Raw genomic sequence first — 9,041 nt, 5'->3', positions numbered from 1 at the left:
GGCCGGCTCCACGTAATCCGGACAGAAAGAGCAGCCGGCCAGCGGCCGGCACTACCCCCCGATCCCGGGGTGCCTCAGGCCGTCGCGACGCGCCCACCACCCAGCACCCGCGCCGGCAGCATCAACAGCGCACGCAGGAAGGCAAACAGCGCCGAGAAGGTGATGCCCACCAGGCGGAACGGCAGGCTGACCAGCCACACGAACGGCCACGCCACCAGGGCCAGGAGCGCCAGCGGCCAGCACAGCACGAACAGCAGGCACCACACGCCCAGGGCGAACAGGGTCTTCATCGTCGGTCTCCGTTGGCGGCACCTGCCGCCCGGAGACCACCATCGCGCGCGACGCGGGCGCGCTGCAACGGGTTTGCGACGAAACCGGCAATAAGCCGATGAAGCGGTCGTGCCGGCCACTGGCCGGCTCTGCCCGATAACAGTTTCAATGGTAGTGCCGGCCGCTGGCCGGCTCTGCGCGATGACAGTTCCATGGGAGCCGGCCAGCTGCCGGCACTACCGTAACGTCTTCGGCGCTATTCGAACGAACCCACCGAATCGTGCGACAGGTTGTCGAACCGGGTGTACTCGCCGAAGAACTTGAGCTTGCACGAGCCGGTCGGGCCGCCTCGGTGCTTGCCGATGATGATCTCGGCCAGGCCCTTGTCCGGCGACGTTTCCTTGTTGTAGTAGTCGTCGCGGTAGATGAACACGATCATGTCCGCATCCTGCTCGATAGCGCCGGATTCGCGAAGATCGGCCATCACCGGACGCTTGTCGGTACGCGTTTCCAGCGAGCGGTTGAGCTGGGAAAGCGCGATGACCGGCACGTTGAGTTCCTTGGCCAGGCCCTTCAACGATCGCGAGATCTCCGAGATTTCGGTCGCGCGGTTTTCGCTGTTGCCCGGCACGCTCATCAGCTGCAGGTAGTCGATCACGATCAGGCCCAGGTCGTGCTCGCGCTTGAGGCGGCGGCACTTGGAACGCAGGATCTCCGGCGACACGCCCGGGGTATCGTCGATGAAGATCTTGGTCTCCTTCAGCATCCGGATCGCACCGGTCACGCGGCTCCAGTCTTCATCTTCCAGCTGGCCGGTACGCAGGCGCTGGGCGTTGATGCGGCCGTTGGAGGAAATCAGGCGCATCGCCAGCTGCGAGGCCGACATTTCCATCGAGAACACCGCCACGCCCTTCTTGGACTTGATCGCGGCGTACTCGGCGATGTTCAGCGCGAGCGTGGTCTTGCCCATTGCGGGGCGCGCGGCCAGGATGATCAGATCGGTCGGCTGCAGGCCGGCGGTCATCGCATCGAAATCGGTGTAGCCGGTCGGCAGGCCGGTGATGTTGCCGCCGTTCTCGAAGCGGTTGCGCAGCTCTTCGAAGGCGTCTTTCAACGCGCCGGGCATCGCCACGAAATCGGTGCGGCCGCGTGCGCCCTGCTCGGCGATCGCGAACACGGATTTTTCCGCTGCCGAGAGCAGTTCGCTGCTCTCGCGGCCTTCGGGCTGGAAGCCGTCGTTGACGATGTCCGTACCGACCTGGATCAGCTGCCGCAGCACCGCCTTGTCACGCACGATCTCCGCGTAGGCACTGATGTTGGCGGCCGACGGCGTGGTGCTGGCCAGTTCGATCAGATACGCGCCGTCACCGACCAGCTCCATCTTGCCCTGCGATTCGAACCACTCGCCCAGGGTCACCGCATCGAACGGACGGTCGCGCTCGGACAGCTCGCGGATCGCGCGGTAGATCATCTGGTGATCGCGGCGGTAGAAGTCGGTTTCGGTCAGCTGGTCGTTGACCCGGTCATAGCTCTCCGGAGCCAGCATCAGCCCGCCCAGCACCGCCTGTTCGGCCTCGATCGAATGCGGCGGCACGCGCAGGGCGTCGATGCGCATCTCATCGCGATCAAAGCGGTCACCGCGGTCTTTGCGGTCGGAACGGAAGCCAGAACGGGCGGACATGGGGGGCGTACTTCCTGCAATGTGAGGCGTGGGACATGGTAGGCACGCGGGGAGCCCCGCAGCCATGCACAAACCTGTGGATAAACAGTGGATGAGCTGGGGATACCGGCGCCTGCCGGTACGATCGGCCGGGGCCGTCGCATCGCGTGCGACGGACGCCCTTGCGACGTCCGTCCACGCCATTATCGCAGAAGCATGACCCGCTCGCGGTGGATCAGTGCGTGCCGCCGTGGGTACCGACCCAGGCAATGAACCTGTCCACGAAGCCCTGCAGGAAGTCCTTGGTGCCCTCGTTGCTGATCGTGCCGTTTTCGTCGATCAGCCCTTCCTTGAAGTGCAGGAAGGCCTCGGGCTGGCCCAGCACCGGCATGTCCAGGTAGGCCAGGATGTTGCGCAGGTGCTGCTGGGCCAGCGCGGTGCCGATCACGCCGATCGAGGCGCCGATCACCGCTGCCGGCTTCCCGGCGAAGGCACTGTCGCCATACGGGCGCGAGCCGAGGTCGATGGCGTTCTTGAGCACGCCCGGGACCGAGCGGTTGTATTCGGGGGTGACGAACAGCACCGCATCCGCGTCGCGGATCTGCTGCTTCAGGCGGACGCCCTGGCTGGGGTAGTCCTTGTCGAAATCCTGATTGTACAGCGGCAGGTCGCCGATCTCCACGTAGGAGAACACCGCCTTGCCGACCGCCAGTTTCTCCAGCGCGCGGGCCAGCACCTTGTTGTGGGAGCCCTTTCGCAGGCTTCCGACCAGTACGGCGATCTTGTATTCGGCCATCACGTCATCTCCGTTCGGGGGAAAGGACCAGCCTAGGCGGGCCAACCTTCGGCAACGGTGAAGGCGGCGTCAGCCACGCATGGCGTGGCTCTACAGCCGACACCACATACCGTAGAGCCACCCCATGGGTGGCTGCCTTCCCTCCAGGCGTACCCGCCCGCGTGGCGCTATGCGCGTGTCACTTCGGCGCGTGCGTTGCGCCAATGCGCCTGCCAGGCCTGGAACATCAGCACGTTCCACAGATGGGTGTGCCATTTGCGCTCGCCCTGCTTGAACTGCTGCCACAGCGGGGCGACCGCCTCGACGTTGAACACGCCCTCCTCGGCCAGCCGCGCCGGATCCAGGAGTTCATCGGCCCAGCCGCGCAGGTCGCCTTTCAGCCACGCGCTGACCGGGGCCCCGAAGCCGCGCTTGGGGCGGTGCACCATGTCCTGCGGCACGTAGCGGCCCAGCACGCGCTTGAGCAGGTACTTGCTGACCCCGTCGCGCTGTTTCATCGCCATCGGTAGCGACCAGGCGAACTCGGCCACGCGCCAGTCCAGCAGCGGCGCACGCGCCTCCAGGCTGACCGCCATGCTGGTGCGGTCCACCTTGCACAGCAGGTCGTCGGGCAGATAGGTGCTGAAATCGGCCAGCATCATCGCGTCGGCCGGTGAGCCGGCGCCGTGCAGCGGATCGGCCAGGTCGTAGAAACTGCCGGCCGCCTGTGCACCGCGAACGGCGGCCACAGGATCGCGCCAGCGCGAAATACGGTTGCGGTAGACATCACCAATGCCACGCGCGCCGGACTCGGCCAACAGCGCAGCCAGGCCGCCGGTGCGCGAGGCCTCGCCCTGCGTGTGCGCATGGCGGGCCATCCAGCGCCGCAGCGGCGCCGGCACCTTGCCGAGCAGGCGCCAGTTGCGCATCGCCCGCTGGTAACGGGTGTAGCCGAAGAACAGTTCATCGCCGCCATCGCCCGACAGCGCCACCGTCACGCCCTGCCGCGCCAGCTTGGCGACCAGCGCCGTGGGCACCTGCGAGGCATCGGCGAAGGGTTCGTCGAACATCGCCGGCAGGCTGGGCACCACCGCGAGCGCGTCGGCACCGCTGACATACAGCTCGGTGTGATCGCAGCCCAGGTGCTGGGCCAGCGACTTCGCCAGCGGCGCCTCGTCATGGTCCGAACCGGTGAAGCCGATGCTGAAACTGTGCACCGGCTGGCTCGACTGCGCCTGCATCAAGGCGGCCACCACCGAGGAATCGGTACCGCCGGAAAGGAACACGCCGACCGGCACGTCGGCCACCATGCGCAGCGCGACCGCGTCGCGCAGCACGGCATCCAGGCGCTCTTCGGCCTCGGCATCGTTGCCGGTGAAGGGTGCGGCCAGCGCCTGCTGCATGCGCTCGCGCGCATTCCAGAACGGCTGCTGCAGCTGGTCCGGGCGATGCGCGGCGGCGCCGGCGGCGACGGCCTCGGCGTCCAGCCGCAGCACACGGCCGGGCATCAGCTTGAAGCAGCGCTCATGGATGCAGTGCGGCGCCGGGATGTAGTCCAGCCGCAGCAACAGGGTCAGCGCATCGCGGTCGACCTCGTTGTCGAAGGCCGGGTGCTGCCACAGCGCCTTGAGCTCGGAGCCGAACACCAGTGTTTCACCGGCCCAGCCGTAGTACAGCGGTTTCTTGCCGACGCGGTCACGGGCCAGCCACAGGCAGCGCTCGGCGCGGTCCCACAGGGCGATGGCGAACATGCCATTGCTGCGCTGCAGGGTCTCGTCGAAGCCCCACTCGGTGATGGCGGCGAGCAGCACTTCGGTATCCGAATGGCCGCGGAAGCCATGCCCCAGGGCGTCCAGCTCGGCGCGCAGTTCGGCGAAGTTGTAGACCTCGCCGTTGTAGGCCAGCACGTAGCGACCATCGGCCGAGGTCATCGGCTGATGGCCCAGCGGCGACAGGTCCAGGATGCTCAGCCGGCGATGCGCCAGCGCGATGCCGGCCGAGGCATCGGCCCACACCCCGCTGTCATCCGGGCCGCGGTGCACCAATGCGTCGCCCATGCGCCGCGCCTGTTCTTCCAGTGCTGCCTGCTCTCTTGCCGGAGCGGGCAGCAGCATGCCTGCCAATCCACACATGTATCAAGGGTCCTGCGCCAGCGCGAGGGCGGCGTTCAATACCGCATTGTCGCTTGGAAGCACGCACAATGCTGCCCCCGCCAGCGGCGTGTAGGTATCGGCGCCGCATACCCGCCGGATCGGCAGGTGCCCCAGCCCCGCCTCCACCAGCGCGGTGATCACGCCCTCGCCCACCCCGGCGCTGTGCCGGCCCTCATCGACCACCAGCACGCGCTGGGCATCGGCGGCCTGCGCGGCGATGAAACCCGCATTGAGCGGCACCAGCCAGCGCAGGTCGACGACCCGCACCTGCCAGCCCAGCTGCTGCTCGATCGCCCGTGCCGCGCGCAGGCTCATCGGCACGCCGTTGCCATAGGTGAAAATGACCAGGTCACTGGCCTCCGGCGCGTAGACCCGGCCCTCGCCGAGCACCAGTGCCTGGTCGGCGGCCGGATACCGGAACAGCCACTGGCCATCGCCGGGCGCGTGCAGGTCCTTGGTCATGTACAACGCGATCGGCTCGAGGAACACCGCGACGCGGCCATCGACGGTCGCCAGCGCCGCCAACGTGCGCAGCATCATCGCCGCATCGTCGCCGCGCGAAGGACAGCCGACCACCAGGCCGGGGATGTCGCGCAGCGCGGCGATCGAGTTGTCGTTGTGGAAATGCCCGCCGAAGCCCTTCTGGTACCCCAGCCCGGCAATCCGCACCAGCATCGGGTTGCGGTACTGGTCATTGGAGAAGAACTGCAGCGAGCAGGCCTCGCCCCGCAACTGGTCCGCCGCATTGTGCAGATACGCCAGGTACTGGATCTCGGGGATCGGCAGCATGCCCAGGTTGGCCAGACCCTGCGCCATGCCCAGGATCATGGTTTCATCGAGCAGGGTATTGAACACACGGCGCGGCCCGAAGGCCTTGAGCAGGCCCTTGCTGACCGTATACACCCCACCCTTCTGCGCGACGTCCTCACCGAACAGCAGCGTGGACGGGTACTTGGCCATCAGATCGTGCAATGCCTGGTTGATCTGGATCGCCAGATGGCGCGGCGGCTGTGTTTCGGGCAGCTGCGCCTCACCACCAAACGCGACGGCACGTGCCTCATTGGCAGCCACCCGCGTGGCTTCGGCATGGACCGCCGCCGGCGAGTATGGCGCCAGTGGTGCGATCACTTCCGCGAGATCGGTCAGTTTCGGGCGTCGATCCGCCTCGGCGGCCGCAGCGAAACAGCGCGCGCGCACGCGCTCGTACAGATCGAGCACCTGCCCGGCCGTCATCCAGCCGGACGCCATCGCGATCGCCGCCGAGCGCAGCAGCGGGTCGCTGGCCTCGGCCGCGCACAGCTCCGGCAACGGCCGCCATTCGATTTCGAAATCCGTACCGGCGTGGCCCATCAAACGCGTGGTGCGCAGGTGCAGGAAGGTCGGGCGCCGCGTCTGCCGGCAATGTGCCAGCGCGCGCTCCACCTGCGCATGCCCCTCGACCAGATCCAGACCGTCAGCGAAGAAGTAATCCAGGCCCGGGCGGTGCGCGAAGCTCTGCGCGATCCAGCCATCGGGTGTCTTGACCGAAATGCCGATGCCGTTGTCCTCGCAGACGAACAGGATCGGCGCGGGAAGGCGCTGGTAGGCGGCCCACGACGCCGTGTTGAACGCGGTCTGCGCGGTGGCGTGGTTGGCCGAGGCATCGCCGAAGGAACAGATCACCACGCTGTCGTCGGGAATCGGCAGGGTGTGGCCGATGCGCCGCCCGCTTTCGATGGCCAGCGCCGTGCCCAGCGCCTTGGGCAGGTGCGACGCGATCGTCGAGGTCTGCGGCAGCACCCACAGCGGCTTGCTGCCCCACACCTTGTGGCGCCCACCGCTGGCCGGATCGTCGCGACTGGCCGCGAACGAAAGCGCTGCGTCCATCACCGGGTCCATGCCCGGCAGCTTGCGGAAGCGCTCGGCCATGAAACCGCCGGAACGGTAGTGCAGGAACGCCGGATCGGTGTGCCGGGCCAGGCGTGCCACCAGCGCATTGCCCTCGTGGCCGGACGAACCGATCGTATAAAAGACCTTGTTCTGGACGCGCAGCACACGCGCCATCAGGTCGAGATGGCGGCTGATCAGCTGCGACTCGAACAGCTCGGCAAAGCCCTGCGCATCCAGCGTGCTGCCGGGCAGGATCGGCGCATCGGGTGCCGGCGTCGGCGCAGGATCGCCGCGCCACTGCTGCACGAAATCGATGAAATTGGCATCGCAGATCTCAGCCCGGTTGAGGCCTTTCATGCGTGCGGGAATCGGATCGGGAACCACGGCAAACATGCATCACCCTCCGTGACGTGTTGCGGGTGTGGACAACCGGATGACCTCAGTTGGACTGCGCGAACAGGGCCTGCACCTCCGGCAGCGGTGTGGGCATGGGCACGAACCGCGGCTGCACGCGCCCGTCGTCGCGCTGCGCCAGCGGCACCTTGGCGTTGGGATTCGACGTCATCGCACCCTCTTGGCCATGCATCGCGGGCGGCCTGCCCGCGATGCCGAGTCTGGCCTCAGCGCATCGCCTTTGCCAAGCGCGGGTGCAGCATCACCGCTGCGTGGCGCGGCGCTGCTGCCATTGCTGGCGCGACTGGCCCCAGATCTCGATCGGCTTGCCGCCATGCGGCGGCGGCAGTTCGCCCATCCGCAGCAGCGAACTGCCCAGCTTGCGCGCGACCACCTTGGAGTTCTCGTTGGCGGCATCGATGGTGTGGATGATCTCTTCCCAGCCGAGCGTGTCGAACGCCCAATCCATGCTGGCCACCGCCGCTTCGGGCGCATAGCCCCGGCCCCAGCTCTCGCGGCGGATGCTCCAGCCGACCTCGGTGCCCGGCCAGTCCAGCGGCTGCCACGGGCCCATGCGGCCGACCCAGTCGCCGCTGCTTTTTTCGATCACCGAGAACATCGAAAACCCATACAGGTGCCAACTGCCGACCAGGCAGCTGAAGCTGCGCCAGGCCTGCGACGGCGGCTGCACGCCACCGAGGTGCTGCATCACCTCCGGGTCCGAGCAGAAGCGCAGGAAGGCATCGAAATCTTCTACGCGCGGTGGGCGCAGGATCAGACGGTCGGTCTCCAGCTGGAGGTCGAAAATGCTCATGGCGTTCTCTGTGATTGCAGGTATCCCGCGATGATCCTAGAACACCGATCGGCGTGCTGTGCCGCTGACCCCATAACGCAACACGCCGGCGAATGCCGGCGTGCTGGTGGTGCATTCGAGCTGCAGGCACTTACTGCCTGTTCGCATCCAGTGCGGCGGTCTGGGTGACCAGCTGGCCGTCGATCACCGGCAGGCGATCGCTGCTCGGCTTGTTGTCCATCTTCACGGTCTTCTCGGCGCCGTCGTAACGGTAGGTCACGTTGTAACCGGTGACCGCATTGGTGGTGCCCATCGGGATGCGGTTGCCCGGCTTGCTGGCCATACGCATGGTGCCGGTGGTGCCGTCTTCATTGCGGTAGGTCACGTTGTAGCCGGTGACGCGGGTCGACTCGGAGGTCGCGGTTTCGGTATGGCACTGGCGCTCGGTACGGTTGACCACGCGGCCACCGACGTGGCGCTTGTCGACCTGGTTGCCGATCATGCCGCCGGCGACGGCACCGGCAGCAGTGGCAGCCTTGCGGCCGTTGCCGCCACCCACCTGGTTGCCCAGCAGACCGCCGATCACGGCACCGGCGACAGTACCGCCGACATTGCCGTCGCGCTCGGGCAGACGTTCCTGGACCACCACGTCCTGGCAGACTTCATGCGGCGTCTGCGTGCTGGACGTCTCGCGCACCGGCTCGGTGCCGATCACGGTGGCGTAGGCCTTTTCTTTCTTGGTCAGCGGGTCGACCTTGACGATGTCGGCGTACTCGAGCTTGCCGGCCTTGTCTTCGATGGCCAGCTGATCAGTGCGCGCGCCGTCATCGGCCAGCGGCGTGGTGTCCAGAGTGGGCCGGGTCTGTCCAGCGATCACCGCATCGGGCGAGGCACTGCCGCCCTTCATGAAGGCAGCGGTGGCGATTCCGCCGACCAGCAGCGCACCCGCAGCGACCAACGCAGTAGTAGTTGTACTTTTCATAACCGGCTCCCTGCGGACGATCCGCAACGTTCTTGAGTGAATTCCAGCACGGCCACCCTGAACGGAATCTCCACGGATCGTGAACATCCGGCTGCCCATTCAGGTTCGGTGAGCCTTGGGCTCGTGATAGCGTTTACAGCATCTGC

At 67.0% G+C, this 9,041-nt stretch carries 8 protein-coding genes; all 8 read right to left on the bottom strand.

Going from position 1 to position 9,041, the window contains the following annotated elements:
* Positions 1 to 74: 74 nt before the first annotated feature.
* The 8 genes from ABE473_RS12730 to ABE473_RS12695 all read right to left on the bottom strand — a co-directional run bounded on the left by ABE473_RS12730 (position 75) and on the right by ABE473_RS12695 (position 8,895).
* Positions 75 to 290 carry a hypothetical protein gene (locus ABE473_RS12730; protein WP_346489724.1) on the bottom strand — a complete coding sequence of 72 codons (216 nt, stop codon included), beginning with the start codon at positions 288 to 290 and terminating at the stop codon, positions 75 to 77.
* 236 nt (positions 291 to 526) lie between these two features.
* Complete coding sequence (locus tag ABE473_RS12725; RefSeq protein WP_121037974.1) at positions 527 to 1,951, bottom strand: replicative DNA helicase; 1,425 nt, start codon at positions 1,949 to 1,951, stop codon at positions 527 to 529.
* A 214-nt stretch (positions 1,952 to 2,165) separates the two neighbouring features.
* Positions 2,166 to 2,726 carry an NADPH-dependent FMN reductase gene (locus ABE473_RS12720; RefSeq protein WP_346489723.1) on the bottom strand — a complete coding sequence of 187 codons (561 nt, stop codon included), beginning with the start codon at positions 2,724 to 2,726 and terminating at the stop codon, positions 2,166 to 2,168.
* A gap of 167 nt (positions 2,727 to 2,893) precedes the next feature.
* Complete coding sequence (gene asnB / locus ABE473_RS12715) at positions 2,894 to 4,837, bottom strand: asparagine synthase (glutamine-hydrolyzing) (protein WP_346489722.1); 1,944 nt, start codon at positions 4,835 to 4,837, stop codon at positions 2,894 to 2,896.
* 3 nt (positions 4,838 to 4,840) lie between these two features.
* Positions 4,841 to 7,120, bottom strand: coding sequence for a thiamine pyrophosphate-dependent enzyme (locus ABE473_RS12710; RefSeq protein WP_346489721.1), 2,280 nt, complete (start codon positions 7,118 to 7,120; stop codon positions 4,841 to 4,843).
* 46 nt (positions 7,121 to 7,166) lie between these two features.
* Positions 7,167 to 7,292, bottom strand: a complete 126-nt coding sequence (locus ABE473_RS12705) for a hypothetical protein (RefSeq protein WP_346489720.1) — start codon at positions 7,290 to 7,292, stop codon at positions 7,167 to 7,169.
* A gap of 90 nt (positions 7,293 to 7,382) precedes the next feature.
* Positions 7,383 to 7,934: a GNAT family N-acetyltransferase gene (locus tag ABE473_RS12700; protein ID WP_346489719.1), complete on the bottom strand. Its 552-nt coding sequence runs from the start codon at positions 7,932 to 7,934 to the stop codon at positions 7,383 to 7,385.
* A 130-nt stretch (positions 7,935 to 8,064) separates the two neighbouring features.
* Positions 8,065 to 8,895, bottom strand: coding sequence for a glycine zipper 2TM domain-containing protein (locus tag ABE473_RS12695; RefSeq protein WP_346489718.1), 831 nt, complete (start codon positions 8,893 to 8,895; stop codon positions 8,065 to 8,067).
* Positions 8,896 to 9,041: the final 146 nt, after the last annotated feature.

The sequence above is a fragment of the Stenotrophomonas sp. TWI700 genome (genome assembly GCF_039673645.1).
Classification (GTDB): domain Bacteria; phylum Pseudomonadota; class Gammaproteobacteria; order Xanthomonadales; family Xanthomonadaceae; genus Stenotrophomonas; species Stenotrophomonas maltophilia_AA.
This window is presented reverse-complemented; position numbering and strand designations above follow the sequence as displayed.